The organism is Chromobacterium sp. HL1 (genome assembly GCF_057418835.1).
In genome coordinates this window covers 3,320,946-3,343,723 of the sequence record NZ_CP162399.1, presented here as the reverse complement: position 1 = coordinate 3,343,723, position 22,778 = coordinate 3,320,946, and the positions used below count along the sequence as shown (strand labels likewise).

The window sequence follows — 22,778 nt, the reverse complement described above, 5'->3', positions numbered from 1 at the left end:
GGCGCTCAGTGCTTGCTTTGCATCAGCTTGTCGGTCCAGGCCATCACCAGCGCGGACAGCAGGAAGGTGCAATGGATCACTACCTGCCACATCACGCCCTGTTCGGTGAGCGGGTTGCCGGGGCTGCCCAGATTGGACGCGCTGATGAAGGTTTTCAGCAGATGGATGGAGGAGATGCTGATCAGCGCCAGCGACAGCTTGGTCTTCAGCACGCCGGCGTTGACATGGGACAGCCATTCCGGCCGGTCCTCGTGGCTGTTCAGACTGTCGATCTTGGAGACGAAGGTTTCGTAGCCGCCCACCACCACCATGATCAGTAGATTGGCGATCATCACCACGTCGATCAGGCCCAGCACGATCAGCATGATCTGGGTTTCCGTCATGCTGGAGGCGTCGGCGACCAAGTGGATCAGTTCGAGCAGAAACTTATAGACGTACACCCCCTGGGCGACGATGAGGCCAAGATAGAGCGGAGCCTGCAGCCAGCGGCTGGCGAAAATCAGGGACTCCATGCGTGAAACGAGAGTTTTCATATCGGTATCGTGTGAGGGGTTGACGGCTCAGAAGCTGTTCAAAGTCTGCGGCGCGGCGGCGGGATTTTAGACCTGGGCGTTGAAACCGGCTTCGAAATGCTCATGCATCACTGCCACATTCCGCTTTACAGCCGTTGTCGCCTTGTCTCGCCCCAGCTCGCGAGACTTTGAACCGGCTCTCAGGCCTATATGGAGGCGTCGGATTTTACTATCAAGTGAGGTCTGAAAGGAGAGCGTTGCTCGGCGGCGTCCGCATCCGGCCCTGCGTCGGCGGGGTGAAAACGAATCGGGGAGCCCGCGGCGCAAACCCCTCCGAACGCTGCGCATCGCCTGTCAAATCGTTGTATACTCTCGCGTTTTTCTTCAGCAAGGCCATCATCATGGCAGACAAGATTCCAAGCATCGGCTTCGTGTCGCTGGGCTGTCCCAAAGCCTCCAGCGACTCCGAGCAGATCCTGACCCGCCTTCGCGCCGAAGGCTACGATATTTCCGGCAGTTACGCCGGCGCCGACCTGGTGGTGGTTAACACCTGCGGCTTCATCGATTCCGCCGTGGCCGAGTCCCTGGACGCGATCGGCGAAGCCCTGAACGAGAACGGCAAGGTCATCGTCACCGGCTGTCTGGGGGCCAAGGGCGATGTGGTGCGCGACGCGCATCCGTCGGTCTTGGCCGTGACCGGCCCGCACGCCACCGACGAGGTGATGAGCGCGGTGCACGCGCATCTGCCCAAGCCTCACGATCCCTTCGTCGATCTGGTGCCGGACATCGGCGTGCGGCTGACGCCCAAGCATTACGCCTATCTGAAGATTTCCGAAGGCTGCAACCATCGCTGCACCTTCTGCATCATCCCGTCCATGCGCGGGGATCTGGAAAGCCGGCCGATTCACGATGTGCTGCGCGAAGCGGAGAACCTGGCCAAGGCCGGGGTCAAGGAAATCCTGGTGATCTCGCAGGACACCTCGGCCTACGGCGTGGACACCAAGTACAAGCTGGGCTTCCACAACGGCCGTCCGGTGAAGACCCGGATGACCGAGCTGTGCGAGGAATTGGGCCGTCACGGCATTTGGGTGCGTCTGCATTACGTCTACCCGTATCCGCATGTGGACGAGGTGATTCCGCTGATGCGCGACGGCAAGATCCTGCCCTATCTGGATATCCCGTTCCAGCACGCCAGCCAGAAGGTGCTGAAGCTGATGAAGCGTCCGGCCAATAGCGACAATGTGCTGGCGCGCATCAAGAAATGGCGCGAGATCTGTCCGGAACTGGTGATCCGCTCCACCTTCATCGTCGGTTTCCCCGGCGAGACCGAGGAAGACTTCGAAGAATTGCTGAGCTTTATCCGCGAGGCGGAACTGGACCGCGTAGGCTGTTTCACCTATTCGCCGGTGGAAGGCGCCACGGCCAACGATTTGCCGAACCCGGTGCCGGAAGCGGTGAAGGAGGCGCGCAAAGAGCGTTTCATGGCGGTGCAGGAAGAGATCAGCGCCCGTCGCCTGGAGCGCCGCGTCGGCCAGACCATGCAGGTGCTGGTGGACGAGATCGACGACGAAGGCACGGCGATTTGCCGAAGCTACGCGGACGCGCCGGAGATCGACGGCCTGGTGTTCGTCGAGGACGCCGCCGGTATGCGCGCGGGCGAGTTCTATTCGGTGAAGATCGTCGATTGCAGCGAGCACGATCTGTGGGGCGAGCGCCTGTCGTCCTGATCCGCCGACAAGAGCCGATCCACGCGGCGCGTCGCTTTCGGGCGACGCGCCGTTTTCATTTCAGCTCCGGCGCAGCAGGCGCTGGCGCGCCACCCAGGCCTGGCCCAGGCTCAGGCCGCCGTCGTTGGGCGGAAGCTGCTCCGCGGTCAGCGGACGCAGGCCGGCCTGTTCCAGCAGCGGCAACAGTTGCGCCATCAACTGGCGATTGCCGCAGCAGCCGCCGGCCAGCGCCACGATGCGGGTGCCGGTGGTGCGCGCCGCCTTGATCGCCCAGTCCGCCAGCGCGGCGGCCAGCGTGGCGTGCCACAGGCTGGCGATGGCCTGGTCGTCGTCCAGCCCGCAAAGATGGCGCGCCAGCGGCGTCAGGTCCAGCAGATTGGCGCGGGTGCGCCAGCCGCCGGCCAGCGGCTCGGCCGGTCCGGCCTGAGCCTCCAGTCTTTGCGCGGCTTCGCTTTCGAAGGTTTCTACCCCGCATTGGCGGGTCAGGCCGGCGATGGCGCCGAACCAGCGGCCCAGACTGGTGCTGTCCTGGCAATCGCGGCGGATGGCGAGCTGCTTCTCCAATTGCTGGGTGCCGGGCTGGGCCGCCAGCCGCGGCGGCAGCGGTCCCAGTTCCAGGGTTTGCCACAAGGCCACGGCCAGCTTCCACGGCGGCAGCCGGCTGCGGCCCACGCCGGGCAGCGGCAGCGGCGAGATGTGGCCGATGCGCTCGCAGCTGTCGCCGTCCACCAGCATCATTTCACCGCCCCAGGCGCCGTTGTTGTGGCCCAGGCCGTAGCCGTCCAGCGCCAGGCCCAGCGCCGGCTCGGTCACGCCGTGTTCGGCCAGCACCGCGCCCAGGTGGGCGTGATGGTGCTGAACCCGGATCAGCGGCACCTCCCATTGCTTGGACAGGTGTTCGGCCAACAGGCTGGAGTAGGTGCCGGTTTCCAGATCGCAGGCCACCGCCTGCGGGGCGACGCCGGTGAGGTCGAGCAGATGGTCGGCCGCCTGCTGCAGCGCCTCGCAGGTCAGCGGATGGTTGAGCGCGCCGATGTATTGCGACACGAAGGCGTCCTTGCCGCGCAGCACGGTGGCGGTGGCCTTCATATAGGCGCCCAGCGCCAGCACCGGCGGGCCGTCCAGCGCCAGCGGCACCGGGTCCGGCACGAAGCCGCGCGCGCGGCGGAACAACAGCGGCCGCCGCCGTTCCAGCGACACCACGCTGTCGTCGCAACGGGTGACGATGGCGCGGTTGTGCAGCAGGAAGACGTCGGCGACCTGGTTCAGCCGTTCACGCGCTTCCTGGTTGCCGGTGACGATGGGCTCGCCGGACAGATTGGCGCTGCTCATCACCCACAGCCGCGAGCAGGGCTGGCGCAGCCAGCTGGCGCCGCCCGGGCGGCCCAGCGCTTCGTGGAACAGCAGCCATTGCAGCGGGGTGTAGGGCAGCATCACGCCCAGCGCTGACAGGCCGGGGGCGATGTCCGGCAACAGCTGGTCGGCTTCGGGCTTCTTGTTCAACAGCACGATGGGGCGTTCCGGGCGCTGCAGCCAGGCGGCTTCTTCCTCGCTGACGTGGCAGAGCGCGCGGATGGATTCCACGTTCAAGGCCATGATGGCCAGCGGCTTGCCGGGGCGATGCTTGAGTTGGCGCAGCCGCGACACCGCCGCCGGGCTGGCCGCGTCGCAGACCAGATGGAAGCCGCCCAGGCCTTTCATCGCGATGCTGCGGCCCATATTGAGGATTTGCACCGCGCCGACGATGGGGTCGCCGTTCAGGCTTTGGCCGAAGCGGTCGGTCAGTTGCAGCTTGGGGCCGCACACCGGGCAGGCGGTGGGCTCGGCGTGAAAGCGGCGGCTGTTCGGGTCCAGGTATTCCTGGCGGCAGACCGGGCACAGCGGAAAGGCCAGCATGCTGGTGTTGGCGCGGTCGTAAGGCAGCCGGTGGGTGACGGTGTAGCGCGGCCCGCAATCGGTGCAGTTGATGAAGGGAAAGCGGTAGCGGCGGTCGCCGGGGGTGAACAACTCCTCCACGCAGCGCGGACAGGTGGCCACGTCGGCCGGCAGCCGGGCGTGAGTGACCGCGCCGCTGCTTTCTTCTATTTGAAAGCGTTGTTCGGCGTCGCGCAGCGGGATGTCGCGTTCTTGCAGCGCGTCGATGTGCGCCAGCGGCGGCAGCCGGGTTCGCAGCGCTTGCCGGAAGGCGCTCAGCGCCTGCGGTTCGCCCTGCAGTTCCAGCGTCACACCTTCGCCGCTGTTGCGGACAAAGCCGGTGAGGCCGCATTCGCTGGCCGTGCGCCAGATGAAGGGACGGAAGCCGACGCCTTGAACCCGGCCCTGAACCGATAGGTGGATGCGTTGTTGGCTCATGGTGCTTGTGTCGCTGTGTGGGTGGTAGGGCAGGTCATGCGCAATGCCGCCAGTCCGAGAGGTCGTTCACGATCCGCTGCGCGGTGAGTGCTGCGTTGGGAATGCCGATGTGCTAAGCATGCATTCCGCTGTCTCCGCCGCAACGCCTGGTCCCGCTCCGGCTTGAGGGATCGTCAACAGGCTCTGAGAGGTTTTGCTGCGATGCGCAATACCTTTGTCATTTCCTTGGCGAATTTAAATTCGCCGATTCTGTTGCTAGCCTAGCAGCGCTCCCCGGTCTCGCGCTTTGTCCTAGATCATGTATATGAGTATTTGACGATTTACTGAATGCAAAGGGAATGCGCTGCGGGAGGGCGGGACGGGAGCGGAGCGGAGATCTCGAGTCTCGACGCCGCTGCGGGGCGGGGCTGTTGCAATCCGACTACATGACGGCGGTTTGCATCGTTATAATGCCATTTGGAATTTTTACGTGAACAGCCCGGCTTGGATTGTTAATGTATTACTTAAAACAGTGTATAAAAGAAATCTCTAGCCCTGACATCCTGGCGTGCGCGGCGGATACGCCGCTGGCGGAAGCGGCGCGGCGCATGCTGCTGGCGGGCTGCGGCTCCATCGTGGTGCAGGATGAGGCGGGACGGCCGCTGGGGATTTGGACCGAGGCCGACGCGCTGGCGCTGGACCGGCTGGACGGCGCGGCAGGCATGCGGCCGGTGGGCGGCGCGATGAGCGCGCCCTTGGTGGTGCTGCCGCACGATCTGCCGGTGAGCGAGGCGGTGGCGCTATTCCGCGAGCGCGGCATCCGGCATGCGCTGGTGGAACAGGCCGGCAAGCCGTGCGGCGTGGTGTCGCTGACCGATATCGTATTGAGTCAGGGCAGCGAATCCTTTCTGGGCGTGCGGCGGGTGGCGGCGGACCGCGCGGCGCCCTTGTGCCAGCTGGGGGCGGCGGACTCGCCGGAGCAGGCGCTGGCCCTGATGCGGCTGCAGGGCGCCACCGCCTTGGCGGTGCGCTTCGACAACGGCGACTACGGCATTCTGACCCTGCGCGACCTATTGCGGCTGCTGGCCGAGGGGCGCGCGCCGGCGACCTTGGCCGAAGCCTGCTCCTGGCCGCTGTTGGGCGTGCGCGACGGCAGCAGCCTGCTGCAGGCCAGGCAGTTGATCCTGCAGCACAAGATCCGTCATCTGGCGGTGTACGACGCCGACGGCGTTCTGCTGCAGCTGCTGGGTTTTCGCGACATCATCCAGATGGTGGAGCAGGAGTTTCTGCAGGAATTGCACTCCGCCTTGCGCGAGCGAGACGACGCGCTGCTGCATTCGCGGCGCAGCTTGTTGCTGGCGGACAAGGTGTTCGAATCGACGCTGGAAGGCATTCTGATCACCGACGGCAACGGGGTGATCCAGATGGTGAACCCGGCGTTCAGCCGCATCACCGGCTATAGCAGCCAGGAGGCGCTGGGCCGCACGCCCGCCTTGCTCAAGTCCGGCCGGCAGCCGGCGGATTTCTACCAGAAGCTGTGGCAAAGCCTGAAAGAGAGCGGAGTCTGGCAAGGCGAGGTGGTCAACCGCCGCAAGGGCGGCTTGCTGTACACCGAGCATCTGAGCATTACCGCCATCCGCGACGCGGACGGCGAATGCCTGCATTACGTGGCGGTGTTCTCCGACATCACCCAGCGCAAGCAGTCCGAAGAACGGCTGCATTTTCTGGCCAATCACGACGCGCTGACCGGCTTGCCGAACCGGACGCTGTTTCTGGAGCGCTTGCAGGAGGCGATAGAGCGGGCGCCGCCGACCCAGGTCCAGTTCGCCTTGTTGTTCGTCGATCTGGACCGCTTCAAGCTGGTCAACGACACCCTGGGCCATCACGCCGGCGACGAATTGCTGGTGCGCATCGCCTCGGTGCTGTTGCAGCACGCGCCGCCGCATTCCACCGTGGCCAGGCTGTCCGGCGACGAGTTCATCCTCTTGCTGCCGACGGTGGAACGTGTCACCCAGGTGGCGGCGCTGGCGCAGCAACTGCTGGACGGCGTCACCGAGCAGTCCGGCCTGACCGGCCACGAACTGTTCATCTCGGCCAGCATAGGCATCAGCATGTATCCGGAGGACGGGGTCAGCGCGGACGCCCTGTTGGTGAACGCGGACTCGGCGATGTACCAGGCCAAGGAGCGCGGCAAGAACAATTTCCAGTTCTACACCTCGGACATGAACGCGCGGGCGATGGAGAGGCTGAAGCTGGAGTACAGCCTGCACCGCGCGCTGGCGCAGGAAGAACTGGAAGTGTGGTATCAGCCCAAGGTGGAGTTGGCCACGCGGCGGGTGGTGGGGGCCGAGGCCTTGCTGCGTTGGCGTCATCCTGAGCTGGGCCTGATGGCGCCGGCCAAGTTCATCCCCATCGCCGAGGACGGCTCGCTGATGGTGCCGATGGGCGAATGGGTGCTGGACACCGCTTGCCGCGACTGGGCGCTGTGGCGGAGACAGGGCCTGACCCCGGGGCGGATCGCGGTCAATGTGTCCGGCCGCCAGCTCAAGTACGGCAGCTTCGCCGACACGGTGGCGCACACGCTGCGCCGACATGGCCTGGATAGCGGCGAACTGGAGCTGGAAATCACCGAGAGCGTGGCGATGGATGAGGACTGCGGCATGGTGGAAGCCTTGCAGCGGCTGCGCGAGCTGGGCGTCTATCTGTCCATCGACGATTTCGGCACCGGCTATTCCTCGCTGTCCTATTTGAAGCGGCTGCCGGTCAAGGGCTTGAAGATAGACCGCTCCTTCATCATGGACTTGCACCATGACGGCGACGACGCCGCCATCACCCGCGCCATCATTTCCATCGGCCGCAGCCTGGGCCTGGAGTTGGTGGCCGAGGGGGTGGAGCTGGAATCGCAGCGAGACTTCCTGTTGCAGCAGGGCTGCCGTTTGGGCCAGGGTTATCTGTTCAGCAAGCCGCTGCCGCGAGCCGAGTTCGAGGCGTTGTTGGCGGCGCGGGCATGAAAAACGGCGCCCATGGCGGGCGCCGTTGTCTTCCTGCGGCGGAGGATCAACCGGGGCTTAGCCGCCGATCTTGTCGCGGCCGCCGAAGTAAGGCCGCAGCACGGCCGGAATGGTCACGCTGCCGTCGGCGTTCTGGTAGTTTTCCAGCACCGCCACCAGGGTGCGGCCCACCGCCAGGCCGGAGCCGTTCAGCGTGTGCACCAGCTGGTTCTTGCCGTTTTCGTCCTTGTAGCGCGCCATCATGCGGCGGGACTGGAAGGCCTCGCAGTTGGAGCAGCTGGAGATTTCGCGATAGGTGTTCTGCGCCGGCAGCCAGACTTCCAGATCGTAAGTCTTGGCGGCGCCGAAGCCCATGTCGCCGGTGCACAGCGTGATCACGCGGTAGGGCAGTTCCAGCGCCTTGAGGATGTTCTCGGCGTGGCCGACCATGTCTTCCAGCGCGGCGTAGGAGTCTTCCGGCTTCTCGATGCGCACCATCTCCACCTTGTCGAACTGGTGCTGGCGGATCATGCCGCGGGTGTCGCGGCCGTAGCTGCCGGCTTCCGAGCGGAAGCAGGGCGAGTGCGCGGTCAGTTTCAGCGGCAGCTCCTCGGCCTTGAGGATGCTGTTGCTGACGGTGTTGGTCAGGGTGATTTCCGAGGTGGAGATCAGGTACTGGTCCACATTGCCTTCTTCGCCGCCCTTGGTCACCTTGAACATGTCTTCGGCGAACTTGGGCAGCTGGCCGGTGCCCAGCAGCGCGCTGTCGTTGACGATGTAGGGGGTGTAGTGCTCGACGTAGCCGTGATCGCCGGTATGGGTGTTCAGCATGAATTGGGCGATGGCGCGGTGCAGCCGGGCGATGTCGCCCTTGAGCACGGTGAAGCGTGCGCCGGACAGCTTGGCGCCGGTGTCGAAATCCAGGCCCAGCGGCGCGCCCACGTCGACGTGGTCTTTCACTTCGAAGTCGAACTGGCGCGGCGCGCCCACGCGGCGCACTTCCACATTGTCGTTTTCGTCCTTGCCCGCCGGCACCGATTCGTGCGGCAGGTTGGGGATGGACATCAGCCAGGCGTCCAGCTGTTTTTGCACCGCGTCGAAACCTTGTTCGGCGGCTTTCAATTCGTCGCCCAGCGTCGCCACTTCGGCCAGGATGGCTGACACGTCTTCGCCCTTGCCCTTGGCCACGCCGATCTGCTTGGAGGAGGCGTTGCGCTTGGCTTGCAGTTCCTGCATGCGGGTTTGCAGGGATTTGCGTTCGGACTCCAGCTGGTTGAAGGCTGCGGTGTCCAGGGTATAGCCGCGGCCGGCCAGACGGCCGGCGACGGCTTCGATGTCGTTGCGAAGCAGATTGATGTCGAGCATGGTTAGGTTGGTCCTGTTTCTTTCACTTATTCGGAGTCTTGCTGGGCGTCGTCGTCGAGCTGACGCAGGAAATCCAGCTTGTCCCTTATTTTGCTTTCCAGTCCGCGCGGAGTCGGCTGATACCAGCGCATGTCCTCCAATCCTTCCGGCAGATAGGTCTCGCCGGCGGCGTAGGCATGGGGTTCGTCATGGGCGTAACGGTATTCGTGGCCGTAGCCCAACTCCTTCATCAGCCGAGTGGGCGCATTGCGCAAGTGTACCGGCACCGGCCGGGATTTGTCCTGCTTGATGAAGGCGCGGGCCTCATTATACGCCTTGTAGCCGGCGTTGCTCTTGGCGGCCACGGCCAAATACAGCGCGGCTTGAGCCAGCGCAAGTTCGCCTTCCGGGCTGCCCAGGCGCTCGTAGGTGGCGGCGGCGTCGTTGGCGATCTGCATCGCGCGCGGATCGGCCAGGCCGATGTCCTCCCAGGCCATGCGCACCAGCCGGCGCGCCAGATAGCGCGCGTCGGCGCCGCCGTCCAGCATCCGCGTCAGCCAGTACAGCGCCGCGTCCGGATTGGAGCCGCGCACCGATTTGTGCAGCGCGGAGATCTGGTCGTAGAAATCGTCGCCGCCCTTGTCGAAGCGGCGCGCGTTGACGGTCAGCACCTCGGACAGGAAGTCGCGGTCTATCTGACCGGTCTTGCGCGCGTAGGCGGCGGTGCGGGTCTGTTCCAGCAGGTTGAGGAAGCGGCGGGCGTCGCCGTCGGCGTAGCCGGTCAGGGTGTCGATGGCGGCGTCGTCGAAGCTCAGCCCCTCCAGCGCGCCGTTGGCGGCGGCGCGTTCGAACAACTGGCGCAGCTCTTCTTCGTCCAGGCTGTTGAGCACATAGACCTGGGCGCGGGACAAGAGCGCGGAATTGACCTCGAAAGAGGGGTTTTCCGTCGTGGCGCCGATGAAGGTCAGCAGGCCGGATTCGACGAAGGGCAGGAAGGCGTCCTGCTGGCTCTTGTTGAAGCGGTGCACCTCGTCGACGAACAAGATGGTGTGGCGGCCGGAGCGTTGCAGCGCGGCGTGCGCGCGCTCCACCGCCTCGCGGATGTCCTTGACGCCGGAGAACACCGCCGACAGCGGGATGAATTCAGCGTCGAAGCTGGCGGCGAGTATGCGCGCCAGCGTGGTTTTGCCTACGCCGGGCGGGCCCCACAGAATCATCGAGTGCGGGGTGCTCGCTTCCACCGCCAGCCGCAGCGGCTTGCCGGGGCCGATCAGGTGCCGCTGGCCGATCACCTCGTCGAGGCGGCCGGGACGCAGCGCTTCAGCCAGCGGTTTTTTCGGTTCATTGGCAAACAGATCGTTCATGGCGGGGTTCTGCGGCGGGGAAAATCAAAGCGACAGTATATCAGTTGATCCGCCGGGCGCGGCTGTCGCGCGGATTTGTTGCGACGCAAAAAATCTGGCGGGGACGGGGGATTGCTGGCAAATTGTTTCCATCGTCATGAGACGGGGAACAAAGGGGATAAACAATGCAAGCCATGGATACCGGCCGCCTGATTCTGCGGCCCTTCGACGAAAACGACCTGGACGCTTTTTACCGGCTCGGCACTGTGGCCGAGGCCATCCGCTATGTGGGCAATACGCCCTTCGGCTCGCGCGAACAGGCTTTGCAAGCGATGCGCGACGGCCCGCTGGCGGACTACGAAAAACACGGTTTCGGCCGAGTGGCCTGCGTGTGGAAGGACAGCGGCGAGGTGATCGGCTTCAGCGGCCTGAAATACATGGCGGCGGTGGACGCGGTGGAGCTGGGCTATCGCTTTCTGCCCGAGTACTGGGGCCTGGGCCTCGCCACCGAGTCCGGCCGCGCCTGTCTGCGTCTGGCGCGGGACGTCTACGCGCTGGATAGGCTGGTGGGCCTGGTGCACCCCGACAACGCCGGGTCCGCTCGCGTGCTGGGCAAACTGGGTTTCGCGGTGGAGGGGAGGCTGAGTTTGGACTTTATTCCGGACACGCCGGTGGAGGTGTTCGCCAGGCGCTTGCTGGCCGACGAGGCCTTGTGAAGCGAGCGCCCGAAGATCTGACCCGAATCCTGCAACCCGCCGCGCCGGCGGGTTTTTTCATTGGGCGCCGCCAGGGTGGAATCTGGCGGTTTTGCCGAATTTGACGCGCGTCAAATGCGCTCGTGGTTGCGCATGACATGGGTGAAATCTGATGCATAGAATCTCGCCGTGATAATTTTTTTGTCATCGCCATGAAACTGCATCTAGACGCCGAAGTGCTCGCCGACTTCGTATCCGCCCTGTTGGGGCCGGACAGCGAGGTGGCGGTGCACGATCTGTCCAATCCCAGCGCTTCGCTCAAAATCATCCGCAACGGGCATGTGTCCGGCCGCAGCGTCGGCGCGCCGGCCACCGATCTCGCCTTGAGCATGGCGCGGGAGTGTTCCGGCAAGGGCGGCGAGGATTACCGGCTGAACTACCGCAGCAAGACCCGGAGCGGCGTATCGCTGCGCTCGTCCACCCTGGTGATCAAGGACGACGCCGGCCGCGCGCAGGCCATGCTTTGCGTCAACTCCGACGACAGCCGCTACAAGCGCGCGCTGGAAGCGGTGCAGGCGCTGCTGCCGGCGGAACTGTCTCACGATCCGCACCAGGAAACGCTGTCGCAGGGTATCGACGATGTGGGCGTGGGCATCATGCAAAGCGTGTTGGAGCAATACGCGATCGATCCGGCGCGCTTGTCCGGCGATGAAAAATTGGAGGCGATCCGGGAATTGAATCAGCGCGGCTTGTTTTCCGTCCGCGGATTCGTCGGCAAGGCCGCGCAGGCGCTGGAGATTTCCGAGCCCACGCTTTACCGCTATCTGAAGCAGTGTCGTGACTGAGGGCTTCTGATTCGCGTCCGTCGTCCCTTCCCGCGCTGTTGGCGCAGCGCGGCGGGGACATCCAAGCATCCGGTTGGCGCCGGAGCGCTTGGGACAGCATTGAAACCACTAAAGGATCAACGAGTATGGACATCACCCAGGTGGGCGTCAAGCCCAGGGCAAGCGCTGCCGAGCGCGCGGGAATGAGCGAGGCGGAGTGGCGGGAGGCGGTGCGTTTCGACGGCATCGACCGCGGTTGGGTCGTGATGAGCATAGGCATGGCGATAGGCGCCGGCATTGTGTTCCTACCGGTGCAGGTGGGGCTGATGGGCTTGTGGGTTTTCCTGCTGTCGTCCGTCATCGGCTATCCGGCGATGTATCTGTTTCAGCGTCTGTTCATCAACACCCTGGCGGAGTCCCCCGAGTGCAAGGACTACCCCAGCGTGATCAGCGGCTACCTGGGCAAGAACTGGGGCATTTTGCTGGGCGCGTTGTACTTCATCATGTTGGTGATCTGGGTCTTTGTGTATTCGACCGCCATCACCAACGACAGCGCCTCCTTTCTGCACAGCTTCGGCATCACCGAGACCTTGTTGTCCGCCAACCCCTTCTACGGACTGGGCCTGATCTGTCTCTTGGTGGCGCTGGCCTCCCGCGGCGAGCAACTGCTGTTCAAGATTTCCACCGGCATGGTGTTGACCAAGCTGGGCGTGGTGGCGGTGCTGGGCCTGGCCATGGTGTCGGAATGGAAGCTGGTCAATGTGGGCGCTTTCCCGTCCGTGGGCAGCCTGATCAAGGACGCCATCATCATGCTGCCGTTCACGCTGACCTCCATTCTGTTCATCCAGAGCCTGAGCCCGATGGTGATTTCCTACCGCGCGCGGGAGAAGTCGCGCAAGGTGGCGCAATACAAGGCGATGCGGGCGATGAACATCGCCTTTGGCATCCTCTTCGTCACCGTCTTTTTCTATGCGGTGTCCTTCACTCTGGCGATGGGGCATGAGCAGGCGGTCAAGGCCTCGCATGAAAACATCTCGGCCCTGGCCATGGTGGCCAGCAGCATGCCGGGCGATATGGTCAAGCTGTTCAGCCTGATCCTGAATATTTTCGCGGTGATGACCGCGTACTTCGGCGTTTATCTGGGCTTCCGCGAGGCCTGCCAGGGCCTGGCGATGAATCTGCTGCGCCGGGTGATGCCGGAGGAGCGTATCCGTCCGGATTGGGTGGCCAAGGGCATCATGGTGTTCACCGTTTTGCTGTCCTGGGGCGCCATCGTGCTGAACGCGCCGGTGCTGAGTTTCACCTCGATCTGCAGCCCGGTCTTCGGCCTGGTGGGCTGTTTGATCCCGGCCTATCTGGTCTACCAAGTGCCCTTCCTGCACAAATACAAGGGCGGCGCGCTCAAGATCATCATCGCCACCGGCCTGCTGTTGTGCGTGTCGCCCTTCCTGGCCTTCTCCTGAATTTCCGCCGCCGTTCCATTTTGCGGGCGGCGGCAAGACTTTGATTTAATTTGATTGGAAAGCTAATCACCATGTGTACATCGACTCTCAACACTGATTTGTGGACGAAGTTCGTCAAGGCGGCACGCGCGGAAGTGGCGCCGGCGCTGGGTTGCACCGAGCCGATTTCATTGGCCCTGGCCTGTGCCATCGCCGCCAAGACGCTGGGCCGCGCGCCTGAGCGCATCGAGGCGCGGGTATCGCCCAATCTGATGAAGAACGGCATGGGCGTGACCGTGCCGGGCACCGGTGCCGTGGGCCTGCAGATCGCCGCCGCGGTGGGCGCGCTGGGCGGCGATCCGGACGGCAAGCTGGAAGTGCTCAAGGGTTTGAGCGGTGAAACGGTGGACGCGGCCAAGCGCATGCTCGCCGAGCATCGCGTGACGCTGAGCATCGCGGACGTGCCCAACATCCTCTATTCGGAAGCCCGGGTTTTCGCCGGCGAGGAGACGGCCCGCGTCTGCATCGCCGATTCGCACACCCATGTGGTGCTGATCGAACGCAATGGCACGGCGTTGTTCCGCGCTGAACTCGAGACCTCCGGCCAGGCCGGCGCCGCGTACGATTTTTCCGACGCGACGGCGCGGGATGTCTACGACTTCGCCACCCAGGCGCCGCTGGACATGATGGACTTCATCCACGAGGCGGCCACCTTGAACGAGGCGCTGTCGCGGGCGGGCATGGGAGGGCAGTTCGGCCTGCATATCGGCGCGACCTTGCACAAGCAGGTGAGCGCCGGCTTGCTGTCGGATAATCTGCTGACCCGCATTCTCACCCGCACCACGGCGGCGTCCGACGCCCGCATGGGCGGCGCCACCCTGCCGGCGATGAGCAATTCCGGTTCCGGCAACCAGGGTATCGCCGCCACCATGCCGGTGGTGGTGGTGGCCGAGCATGTCGGCGCCGACCGGGAAACCCTGACGCGGGCGCTGATGCTGTCTCACTTGATGGCGATTTACATTCACGCCCGCTTGCCCAAGCTGTCCGCGCTGTGCGCGGTCACCACCGCGTCCATGGGCGCGGCGGCGGGCATGGCCCATCTGTTGGGCGGCGGCTACGCGGTGGCCGGCATGGCCATTTCGAGCATGATAGGCGACCTGGCCGGCATGATCTGCGACGGCGCGTCCAATAGCTGCGCGATGAAGGTGTCCACCTCGGCCGGCTCTGCTTACAAGGCGGTGTTGATGGCCTTGGACGGCGTGTGCGTGGCCGGCAGCGACGGCATCGTCGAGTGCGAACTGGACGCCTCCATTGCCAACCTGGGCAAGCTGGCCAGCCAGGGCATGGTGCAGACCGATGTGCAGATTCTGAAAATCATGATGGACAAGCAGGCGGCCGCCGCGAGCTGATGCGGCGGCGGGTTTGCGCGCAGCCGGCGTCCGGCTTGACGCCCTCGAAGCGTAACGGTTTCGGGGGCGTTCCTCATGGCGTGGCGTGTTTGCGTTTGCAGCGTCCAGCACGAGAATCGGGCAGGAGATGGCGCAAAACGACAGTGTCTTGCGGCGCGCGCGTGATGATTCCGGACGCGGAAAATCGCCGCTGTGCGGGTTTTTAAGGGGAGGGCCGCGGCGCTGCGCCGCTAGGAGCTAAAACCAGGAGATGGTGCGAAAGGAGAGACTCGAACTCTCACGCCTTGCGGCGCTGGAACCTAAATCCAGTGCGTCTACCAATTCCGCCACTTTCGCTTTGATGCCGCTTGCAAATCCGGCCAGAAGCCCTAATTTGCAAGGGAGTGCAAGAATACCCGAAGCGCTTTCCCGGCGCAAGCCGGCCCGCCTGGAAACTTATTGCCACGGCGGCGGTCACTGTCGGTACAATTTGATAAAAATCCCTTTGGAGAAAGGCTTAATTATGCACCCGAACCTTGAGACGGCCTATCAGACGACCGGTATGGCCGAGGTACGCCATAAGGTTCTTCGCAATACTTATGGTTTGCTGGGCTTGTCGATGATCCCCACAGTGATGGGGGCCATCGTCGGCACCAATATGAATTTCGGCTTCCTGGCCGGCAGCCCCATCATCGGCATGCTGGCGATCCTGGCCGTGTTTTACGGCCTGGTGTTCGCCATCGAGAAAAACCGCTACAGCTCGGCCGGCGTGTTCCTGATGCTGGGCTTCACCTTCCTGATGGGCTTGCTGTTGGGGCCCTTGCTGCAACTGGCGTTCAAGTTTTCCAATGGCGGCCAGCTGATCATGACCGCAGGCGCGGCCACCGCGCTGGTGTTTTTCGTGATGGCGGGCATCGCCACCACCACCAAGCGCGATCTGAGCGGCCTGGGCAATTTCCTGACCGTGGGCGCCATCGTGCTGATGGTGGCGGTGGTGGCCAACATCTTCCTGCGCATCCCGGCCTTCCATCTGATGATCTCGGCGGCCTTCGCGCTGTTCAGCTCGCTGATGATTCTGTGGCAGGTCAAGGTGGTGGTGGACGGCGGCGAGGACAGCTATATTTCCGCCGCGCTGTCCATCTACATCAGCATCTACAATCTGTTCACCAGCTTGCTGCAACTGCTGCTGGCCTTCGCCGGCGAGCGCGACTAAAACCCGCGCCGGCATCGCCTTCCAATCAAAACGCCCCGTCCGGGGCGTTTTTTTGTTCCTTTTTTTTCCCTTCCCTAGCGCTTCTGTCTGACAAATCCTGACGCCCGCCCACCGGTCCGGCGGCGCTTTCGGCTGGCCGCTCGCGGCGTGGCTGGCGGTGGCTTGTCTAGTCCTTTCCCTGCTAAGCGGTTGATTTTGACAAGATTTTTCGGGATTTGTTGCTTCGTATTGTCATATTTGCGAATGGGAATTATTGCATTTTGTATTATGAAGTTTTTATATACGATAAAAATAAATAGGACTTTGGCATTTTTGGTTTTGATGATTCACTGCTTAGGCAGGCGCCGCTTGGGCCGGCTGAACGCGGCGACGGACGCCGCCTCGGCGGCCCGGCGCGAGCGCCGACGCAGGTTCGCCGCATGGCGCCCGGAGCAGGGCGGCTAGTGTTCCGGGTTTGGGCGCCGGCGAAGAACCGAGGATTTCACCGCCGCTGGCAGGCGGCGGCGAATGGCCGGGAGCGATGGGGTGGCAGCCCCGGACTCGCGGCGGTTGTTCCCTATCGACAGCAGTTTCGACACTTAGGAGATGCAATGCGTATCCATATCACGGTGGGCGCGGTTTCGCTGGCCCTGGCGTCCCTGGCCGGTCAGGCCGCAACGCCCTTGCAAGCGGGAGATCCGCTGGTGTCCCAGCAATGGTTCCTGCAAAACACGGGGCAGAACGCGTTTTCGCAACGCGGCGGCGTGGCCGGCATCGATCTGAACCTGGCGCTCAGCCATTCGCGCAGCATCCAGGGCCGCGGCGTGACGGTGACCGTCATCGACGACGGCTTGGAAATCCGCCATCCGGACCTGGCGGGCAATGTGGTGCCCGGTTCCAAGAACCTGGCCAACAATAGCGACGACCCGACCCCCAGCTCGGCCACCGACAGCCACGGCACGGCCGTGGCCGGCATCGCCGCCGCGGTGGGTTTCAACAATCTGGGCGGCCGCGGCGTGGCGCCGGCGGCCAGCCTGAACGGCTTCAACTGGCTGAAGGCGCAAACCACCGCCGGTTGGATGTTGTCTCACGGCAAGTCGCCGAGCGACAGCGCCGGTCGGTCGTCCACCCTCTCCCGCGTGTTCAACCAGAGCTACGGCAGCTCGGCGATCCGCTCGATCCCGGGCAATCCGGACACCGATATGACGCTGCGGGTGCGCGACGAAGCGCACGAGGACGTCAGCCTGCGCAGCAACGGCGGCAAGGGCGCGGTCTTCGTCAAGTCGGCGGGCAACGCCTACGTCAGCTTCCAGTCCGGCTCTGACGACGACGGCAAGCCCACTTATGTCTTGGCCAAGGCCGGCAACGACGGCCTGCCGATCCAGGACTCCAACCTGACTACCGACAACAGCAATTACTGGAACGTGGTGGTATCGGCCTTGAACGCCGACGGCGTGCGCTCGTCCTACTCCTCGGTGGGCGCCAACGTGCTCTTGACCTCGCCGGGCGGCGAGTACGGCACCGCCAGCCCGGCGATGGTGACCACCGATCTGGTGGGTTGCGACCGCGGTTCCAACTCCACGCTGCGTCCGTCCACCAATCAGTTGCACGGCGGCACTGCGCTGGACCCGAATTGCGATTACCGCGGCACCATGAACGGCACTTCCGCCGCGGCGCCGGCCGCCTCCGGTTCGTTTGCGGTGTTGATGTCGGCGTATCCCAATCTGAGCGCGCGCGATGTGCGCGATCTGCTGATCAAATCGGCGCGCAAAGTGGACGCCAATCATGCCGGCGTGACTCTGGCGTTCAAGGACGCCAAGGGCGGCGCGCACAGCTACCAGGCTTTGCCGGAATGGCAGAACAACGCCGCCGGCCTTGCTTTCCACCCGTTCTACGGCTTCGGCCTGATCGATGTGGACAAGGCGGTGGAACTGGGCCGCAATCACAAGCCGCTGACGGCGCTGGAGAAGACGCGCTGGCAGACGGTGTCGGTGATGAAGGCGATTCCGGACGCCAGCGAAGCCGGCCTGGACAGCGCGTACACCCATGCCGAGGATTTGACGGTGGAAGCGGTGCAGGTGTTGGTGGACGCGAAACACGGCCGCGCCAACGACCTGGCGGTGGAGCTGATCTCGCCGGCCGGCACCCGCTCGGTATTGCTGTCGCCGCGCACCGGCCTGGTGAATGAGAGCTACGGCCTGAACCAGCAGCGCCTGTTGTCCAACCACTTCTACGGCGAATCGGCGCGCGGCCAATGGCGGCTGCGCGTGATCGACACCAACGGCGCCGAGTACTATTACGACTACCGCGACGCTCAGGGTCAGCGCACGCTGAGCCTGCCCAACGCCGCCGGCACCCTGCGGTCTTGGTCCATCCGCTTCATCGGCCACAAAGGAGCATAACGATGAAACATTCCCTGATTCTGGCCGGCCTGCTGGCCCTGGCCGCCGGCGCCCAAGCCGCCGACGTTCCGTCCTTCAAGCAGAAGCCGGGCGGTCAGCCGCTGGTGATCAACGGCAAGACTTATTACAAACAAGCGGCGCCGGCCGGCAAGCTGCCGCTGGGCGTCAGCGCCCGCTCGGCGGCGAGCGAAGGCGGCGCGACGCTGAAGCGCGGCGACGTGCTGCGTTCCGAAGGCGAACTGGCGCCGTCCAAGGTCAGCGGCGTGGTGATGGTGAAGCTGGCTTCGCCGCGCGACGAGGCCGCGCTGGCGCGCGATCACAGCCTGAGCGTGCGCTACCGCACCCAGAGCGTGGTGGTGTTCGACGCGCCGGCCCAGGCCGAGCTGCTGTCCTTGCAGCAGCGTCTGGCCGCGGACAAGCGGGTCAAGCAGGTGCAGTTGGAGGTGTTCAGCAATAGCGAGTTGCCGCAGTAAGGGCGTTCGCCAGTCCAAAGGACGACGCCGGCCCGGGGCCGGCGTTTTTCATGCCTCGGCGGTGTGCGGCTGCAGGTGGCGGGTGTTTTGGCCCAGTTCCACCAGCAAGCGGTCCAGCCGCGCGATGGCGTCGGCGATGGCCTGGGTTTCGCCGGACAGGCTGCGCGTGGATTCGCCCACCGCGGTGATGTCGTGGGCGAACTGGGCGAAGCCCTGGTTCTGATTGGCTTCCGCTTGAGACATCTGGCTGAGCAGGCTGGCCAGCTCGCCGGTTTCGCGGATGATGCCGGTGAGTTTTTGCTGGGCGTCCACCGAGTGGTCGCGGCCGGTCCGCATCTGCTGATTGCCGTCCCGCATCGCCACCAGCGCCTGATTGGTGCCGTCGACGATCAGCCGGATCTTCTGCTCAATGTCCAAGGTGGCGTTTTGGGTGCGCTCGGCCAGCTTGCGCACCTCGTCGGCCACCACGGCGAAGCCGCGGCCCAGCTCGCCGGCGCGCGCCGCCTCGATGGCGGCGTTGAGCGCCAGCAGATTGGTCTGGTCGGCGATGTCGCGGATCAGCTGCACGATGCCGCTGACCTCGGCGCTGCGTTCGCCCAATTGTTCCAGCCGGCCGGAGGCCAGCGCAATCACCTCGCCGGCCTTGCTCAGCTGGCGCACCGCCTGGTCCATCGCCTCGCCGCCGCCCAAGGCCGCCTGGCCCGCGGTGTGGGCCAGCTGGGTGGCGGTCACCGATTGCTCGGCGTTCTGGCTGGTGACCACCGCCATCTGCTGGGCGATCACCACCATGTCCTCGGAGCGTTCGCGCTGGCTGGCCATGGTGTCGGCCATATTGCCGGTGCTGCCGGCGATGTCGCGGCTGGCGCTGGAAGCGGCCTGGATGGACTGGGTCAGCTGGGCCATCAGCTGCCGCATCGCCTGTTGCGCCTGTTCGGCCTCGCGCCGCGCGCTTTCCAGTTTCTCGAAGCTTTTGACCTTGGCCTTGTCGAAAGCCAGCGCCAGGGCCAGCACCACCAGGGACAGGCCGGCCAGAGATTTGGCTTGCAGCTTGGGGATTTCCGCGTGGGGAATCGGGTTGGCCGGCAGCAGGCCCCGGGCGCTCAGCCACAGGAAGAGGCCGATGGCGGCCGCGGTCAGCGCCAGCCAGACCATGCCGGAGACGCGGGTGGCGACGAAGACGGCGGTGAAGGGAATGGCGGCGAACCAGACAATGCTGGTGGATTGGATGCCGCCGTTGACGTAGACCATCCAGCACACCATCGCGTACATGCAGCTGGTGATGAATTCCGCGCTGAAGCGCACCGCGCCGCTGAGCTTGAGCAGCAGCGGCCCCAGCAGCAGGCCCAGGCCGCCTAGCGCGATGCCGGCGGCCATCGCGCGGTGGCCCAGTTGCAGGTATTCGACGGCGAACAGCGGCGCCACCAGGCCGGCCAGCAGGCCGACGCCGACGACGGTGCGGCCGCGGATCGCCTGTTCCGGGGATTGGCGGACGCGGTCCGGGATGAACCATTCGGTGATGGTTTGAATCGACATGGAGTGCCCCTCTGATGCGTTGTAGACGCGGCTGCGGACGCAGCTTGTTGTTGTGCGGCTCTTATGGCGCTCCAATGTAAAACAATTGTTTGAATTAACGCAATGGCATGACCGGACAGGGCGGCGAAGGGGAGGGGCGCTGTTGCGCGGAACGGCGAAACCGCCTGCCGGGCGGCAGGCGGTTGGGGGAGGGCGGCTTCAGTTCAAGCGGACTCGCCTTGCTCCGCCTGCAGCGCGGTCAGGGCGATGGTGTAGACGATGTCGTCCACCAGCGCGCCGCGCGACAGATCGTTGACCGGCTTGCGCAGGCCTTGCAGCATCGGGCCCACCGACACCACGTTGGCCGAGCGCTGCACCGCCTTATAGGTGGTGTTGCCGGTGTTGAGGTCCGGGAACACGAAGACGGTGGCGCGGCCGGCCACCGCGCTGTCCGGCGCCTTCTGGCGGCCCACCGATTCCACGCTGGCGGCGTCGTACTGCATCGGGCCGTCTATCAGCAGGTCCGGCCGCTTTTCCTTGGCGATGCGGGTGGCTTCGCGCACTTTTTCCACGTCCGAGCCGCTGCCGGAGGAACCGGTGGAGTAGGAGATCATCGCCACTCGCGGCGGAATGCCGAAGGCGGCGGCGGAGTCCGCCGACTGAATGGCGATGTCGGCCAATTGCTCGGCGTCCGGGTCCGGGTTCACCGCGCAGTCGCCGTAAACCAGCACCTGCTCCGGCATCAGCATGAAGAACACGCTGGAGACGATGCGGGCTCCCGGCGCGGTCTTGATCAGCTGCAGGGCCGGGCGGATGGTGTTGGCGGTGGTGTGCACCGCGCCGGACACCAGGCCGTCCACTTCGTCCAGCGCCAGCATCATGGTGCCCATCACCACATTGTCTTCCAGTTGCTGCTCGGCCATCGGCGCGTTCAGGCCCTTGCTCTTGCGCAGCTCCACCATCGGCGGCACGTAACGGCCGCGCACCTCGTTGGGGTCGATGATTTCCACCGATTCCGGCAGGGCCACGCCCTGGGCTTCCGCCACTTGCAGGATTTCGGCGCGCTGGCCGATCAGCACGCAGCGGGCGATGCCCTTCTCGTGGCAGATGGCGGCGGCCTGGATGGTGCGCGGTTCGTTGCCTTCCGGCAGCACGATGCGCTTATTGGCCTTGCGCGCCTTTTCCATCAGCTGATAGCGGAAGGCCGGCGGCGGCAGGCGCAGTTCCTGCGGCGCGCCGATGTATTGCTTCAGCGGCGCCACGTTCAGGTGTTCGGCGACGAATTCGATCACGCGCTCCATGCGCTCGCGGTCGTCGGACGGCACTTGCAAGCTCATATTGTTGAGCGCGCTGCTGGTGTCGAAGGTATTGGATTCGCTGGCCATCACCGGCATGCCGCCGGTGAAGGCTTGCTGGCACAGCAGCATGATGCGCGGGTCCGGCATCGAGTCGCAGGTCAGCAGCAGGCCGGCCAGCGGCACGCCGTTCATCGCCGCCATCGCGGTGGCCAGCACGATGTCCTCGCGGTCGCCCGGGGTGATGATCAGCGCGCCGGGCTTGAGCAGGTGCACGATATTGGGCACGGTGCGGGCGGTCACCACCATGGTGCGCACGCGCCGGCTGGTCAGTTGGCCGGCGTGCAGCAGCCGCGCCTTCAGATGATTGGCCACGTCCAGCGTGCGCGGCGCCAGCAGCTCGGGTTCGTGCGGGATGGCGCCCAGCAGCGGCAGTCTGACCTTCTTCATTAGGCTGCCGCTTTCCAGCACCTCGGTGGCGATGTCCTGGGCGTTCTGATCCTTGGGCACCCGGTTGAGGATGTAGCCGGCGACTTGTCCGCCCTGACCGCCGCCAAAGGCCTGGATGCTCATTTCCAGTTGCTCGGCGATCTCGTGGCTGGCCAGGTTGTCGGCGGCGCTGACCAGGATGGTCTGCGCCTGCAGATTGCGGGCGATCTTGGTGTTGAGGAAGGTGGAGAACACCTGCTTCTGGTCCGGCACCAGGCCTTCCACCAGCACCACGTCCACCTGATGGGCCGCCTGCTGATACAGGCTGACCACTTCCTCCATCAACTGATCCACCTGGCCCTTGGACAGCAGGTGTTCCACCCGCTCCATCGGAATCGGCTCCGGCGGATTGAGCCGGCAGATGGCGCGCGTGAAGTGGGTGGAGCGCTCCGGCTCCTTGGGGTCCGCGCCCTGGGCGATGGGCTTGACGAAGCCGACGCGCAGGCCGGCCTGTTCCAGGCTGTGGATGGCGCCCAGCGCCACCGAGGTCAGGCCGGCGTTGAAGCCGATGGGTGCGAGGAAAAAGGTTTGCATGGTTTCAGAGACTTTCCTGTGACGCGCGGCGGGAATGGGCGCGAATGGCGGTCCGGCACCGACCGAACGGTGTCGCAGGCTGCAGGCGCTTGGCGCGATGAGTCGTTAAATTCAGCATTTCGGCAAAAATCAGCGGTTTTGTCGCCGTTGGACCCGAGCTCGCGGCCGCGGCGGCGGGCATGGATTCCCGCTGCGTCGGACGCGGCTTTCAATCGGTATAGCATTGCCGGAAGCCGGCGTCAGCGCCGCGGGGTCTCCGGCGAAAAGCATGGCTGCGCCTGCTTT

At 64.8% G+C, this 22,778-nt stretch carries 15 protein-coding genes and 1 tRNA gene; 9 read left to right on the top strand and 7 right to left on the bottom strand.

The annotated features are described in order from the left end of the window. Window positions 1–5: 5 nt before the first annotated feature. Window positions 6–533 carry a TIGR00645 family protein gene (locus tag AB1Z25_RS15120; RefSeq protein WP_107798634.1) on the bottom strand — a complete coding sequence of 176 codons (528 nt, stop codon included), beginning with the start codon at window positions 531–533 and terminating at the stop codon, window positions 6–8. A gap of 380 nt (window positions 534–913) precedes the next feature. Between AB1Z25_RS15120 and rimO the strand changes: the two genes are divergently transcribed. Further along, window positions 914–2,239: a 30S ribosomal protein S12 methylthiotransferase RimO gene (gene rimO, locus AB1Z25_RS15115; protein WP_107801704.1), complete on the top strand. Its 1,326-nt coding sequence runs from the start codon at window positions 914–916 to the stop codon at window positions 2,237–2,239. A 60-nt stretch (window positions 2,240–2,299) separates the two neighbouring features. Here the strand turns inward: rimO and hypF are convergent, their stop codons facing one another. Then, window positions 2,300–4,591, bottom strand: a complete 2,292-nt coding sequence (hypF, locus tag AB1Z25_RS15110; protein WP_486635597.1) for a carbamoyltransferase HypF — start codon at window positions 4,589–4,591, stop codon at window positions 2,300–2,302. Between the two features lie 494 nt (window positions 4,592–5,085). Between hypF and AB1Z25_RS15105 the strand changes: the two genes are divergently transcribed. Continuing rightward, on the top strand, window positions 5,086–7,581 hold the full coding sequence (locus tag AB1Z25_RS15105; RefSeq protein WP_486635596.1) for an EAL domain-containing protein: 2,496 nt from the start codon (window positions 5,086–5,088) through the stop codon (window positions 7,579–7,581). 57 nt (window positions 7,582–7,638) lie between these two features. Here AB1Z25_RS15105 and serS read toward each other — a convergent pair whose 3' ends face one another. Beyond that, the gene (gene serS / locus AB1Z25_RS15100; RefSeq protein ID WP_486635595.1) at window positions 7,639–8,925 is read right to left on the bottom strand and encodes a serine--tRNA ligase; all 1,287 of its coding nucleotides are present in this window, start codon (window positions 8,923–8,925) and stop codon (window positions 7,639–7,641) included. Between the two features lie 26 nt (window positions 8,926–8,951). After that, the gene (locus AB1Z25_RS15095) at window positions 8,952–10,268 is read right to left on the bottom strand and encodes a replication-associated recombination protein A (protein ID WP_486635594.1); all 1,317 of its coding nucleotides are present in this window, start codon (window positions 10,266–10,268) and stop codon (window positions 8,952–8,954) included. 164 nt (window positions 10,269–10,432) lie between these two features. Between AB1Z25_RS15095 and AB1Z25_RS15090 the strand changes: the two genes are divergently transcribed. The 4 genes from AB1Z25_RS15090 to AB1Z25_RS15075 all read left to right on the top strand — a co-directional run bounded on the left by AB1Z25_RS15090 (window position 10,433) and on the right by AB1Z25_RS15075 (window position 14,617). After that, window positions 10,433–10,963: a GNAT family N-acetyltransferase gene (locus AB1Z25_RS15090; RefSeq protein ID WP_486635593.1), complete on the top strand. Its 531-nt coding sequence runs from the start codon at window positions 10,433–10,435 to the stop codon at window positions 10,961–10,963. Window positions 10,964–11,154: 191 nt separating this feature from the next. After that, a complete protein-coding gene (locus AB1Z25_RS15085) occupies window positions 11,155–11,787 on the top strand; it encodes a helix-turn-helix transcriptional regulator (RefSeq protein ID WP_235087437.1) in 633 nt (210 codons plus the stop codon). A gap of 125 nt (window positions 11,788–11,912) precedes the next feature. Further along, window positions 11,913–13,229, top strand: a complete 1,317-nt coding sequence (locus AB1Z25_RS15080) for an SLC5/6 family protein (RefSeq protein WP_486635592.1) — start codon at window positions 11,913–11,915, stop codon at window positions 13,227–13,229. Window positions 13,230–13,300: 71 nt separating this feature from the next. Beyond that, entirely contained in the window at window positions 13,301–14,617 is a 1,317-nt protein-coding gene (locus tag AB1Z25_RS15075; protein WP_486635591.1) for an L-cysteine desulfidase family protein, read from the top strand. 251 nt (window positions 14,618–14,868) lie between these two features. Here the strand turns inward: AB1Z25_RS15075 and AB1Z25_RS15070 are convergent. Further along, window positions 14,869–14,953 (bottom strand) — tRNA-Leu (locus AB1Z25_RS15070). 166 nt (window positions 14,954–15,119) lie between these two features. Here AB1Z25_RS15070 and AB1Z25_RS15065 point away from each other — a divergent pair. The 3 genes from AB1Z25_RS15065 to AB1Z25_RS15055 all read left to right on the top strand — a co-directional run bounded on the left by AB1Z25_RS15065 (window position 15,120) and on the right by AB1Z25_RS15055 (window position 18,663). Continuing rightward, entirely contained in the window at window positions 15,120–15,809 is a 690-nt protein-coding gene (locus AB1Z25_RS15065; RefSeq protein WP_235087445.1) for a Bax inhibitor-1/YccA family protein, read from the top strand. A 590-nt stretch (window positions 15,810–16,399) separates the two neighbouring features. Then, window positions 16,400–18,190 (top strand): S8 family serine peptidase, encoded by a 1,791-nt coding sequence (locus AB1Z25_RS15060; RefSeq protein WP_486635590.1) that lies wholly within the window; start codon window positions 16,400–16,402, stop codon window positions 18,188–18,190. Between the two features lie 2 nt (window positions 18,191–18,192). Then, window positions 18,193–18,663, top strand: a complete 471-nt coding sequence (locus tag AB1Z25_RS15055; RefSeq protein ID WP_107800096.1) for a hypothetical protein — start codon at window positions 18,193–18,195, stop codon at window positions 18,661–18,663. A gap of 48 nt (window positions 18,664–18,711) precedes the next feature. Here AB1Z25_RS15055 and AB1Z25_RS15050 read toward each other — a convergent pair whose 3' ends face one another. Together AB1Z25_RS15050 and pta are read right to left on the bottom strand one after the other, a co-directional pair. After that, window positions 18,712–20,196, bottom strand: coding sequence for a methyl-accepting chemotaxis protein (locus tag AB1Z25_RS15050; protein ID WP_486635589.1), 1,485 nt, complete (start codon window positions 20,194–20,196; stop codon window positions 18,712–18,714). A 203-nt stretch (window positions 20,197–20,399) separates the two neighbouring features. After that, on the bottom strand, window positions 20,400–22,493 hold the full coding sequence (pta, locus tag AB1Z25_RS15045; protein WP_486635588.1) for a phosphate acetyltransferase: 2,094 nt from the start codon (window positions 22,491–22,493) through the stop codon (window positions 20,400–20,402). Window positions 22,494–22,778: the final 285 nt, after the last annotated feature.